This is a genomic window from Pelagicoccus sp. SDUM812002 (assembly GCF_031127835.1).
Lineage (GTDB): Bacteria > Verrucomicrobiota > Verrucomicrobiia > Opitutales > Opitutaceae > Pelagicoccus.
The window spans coordinates 1-425 of the sequence record NZ_JARXHX010000140.1 but is presented as its reverse complement, the minus strand read 5'-3'; the positions used below and the strand labels follow the sequence as shown (position 1 = coordinate 425).

At 53.4% G+C, this 425-nt stretch carries 1 protein-coding gene; it reads left to right on the top strand.

Going from position 1 to position 425, the window contains the following annotated elements; all coding sequences use genetic code 11:
- Positions 1-69 precede the first annotated feature (69 nt).
- On the top strand, positions 70-425 hold a 356-nt coding region (locus tag QEH53_RS24055), incomplete at its 3' end, for a transposase (protein WP_309025782.1).

The window sequence follows — 425 nt, the reverse complement described above, 5'->3', positions numbered from 1 at the left end:
ATGCTAGGCCACGTGGACAAATTTTCGATTTGATTTAAGATGTTGGCTTTCAATGCCATGTGAAACTTTATGAAAGCATTCAATGTCAGAACACAAAGCCGACGAGATGCCCTCGGAAGTCCGCAAGGAGCTAAAAAAATTAACTACGCTTACCGCGAAGAGGTAAGCGGCCGTCGGGGCCGCCCGCACAAAAGCATCGACCGAACTCTCGACGGAATCTGGTGGGGTCTGTGCACCGGGGCGATGTGGAATCAGCTGCCCGGCAGGTTCGGGAAGCACAACAGCGTGTGGAGGTGTTTCCGTCGCTGGTGCGAATGCGGGATGTGGGCATGGATTCTCGAACGAATCTCTTGCCGCTATCGCGATTTCTCGATTTCGGTCATGCTTGACGCGTCGCATGTGAAGGCCCATCAGGACGCTTCGAA